The sequence below is a fragment of the Aminobacter sp. P4_D5 genome, assembly GCF_056401815.1.
Genome location: NZ_JBFUIP010001388.1, coordinates 1 through 519 on the forward strand (window position 1 = coordinate 1; position 519 = coordinate 519).

Consider the following 519-nt stretch of genomic DNA (forward strand, 5'->3'; position numbering starts at 1 on the left):
GCTTCGACCTGAACCGCGCATCCAGCGATTCCTACCTGCGCACCTACCGCTTCGAGTACCGCCGCGTGCTCACGAGCCAGGTCTATGCCGAGGGCTTCTGGGGAACCGAGGCCTATGCGCGCATCGACAGCCGGGCCTATCAGGGCCTGCGCAGCACGGATGATTCGACGCGCATCCCCTATGTGGCGCCGAACGCCATCTTCGAATACGCACCGCGCAAGCAGGTGGCCGGCGGCTGGCTCACGACGGATATCGGCATCCTGGGCCTGACCCGCGAGGTCGGTACCTTCAGCCAGCGCCTCGCCAGCCGCGCCGTCTGGGAGCGGCCCATGCATGACGGCTTCGGCGGCCTTTGGACCCTCCGCGGCCAGGCCGACGTCGCCGGCTACTACGCGGGCGGCCAGGATATCTCGCCGACCAACCTGCCGGCCGCCAACGGCACGCATGTCAACGCCAACTTCCGCACGGCGCTGGACTGGCGCATGCCCTTCATGCGCTCCGCCGGCGAATGGGGCACCC

1 protein-coding gene is annotated in these 519 nt (G+C 68.8%); it reads left to right on the forward strand.

Going from position 1 to position 519, the window contains the following annotated elements; all coding sequences use genetic code 11:
* The coding region (gene lptD / locus AC1DWF_RS38580) for an LPS assembly protein LptD (protein WP_476843671.1) at positions 1-519 on the forward strand (519 nt) is incomplete at both ends.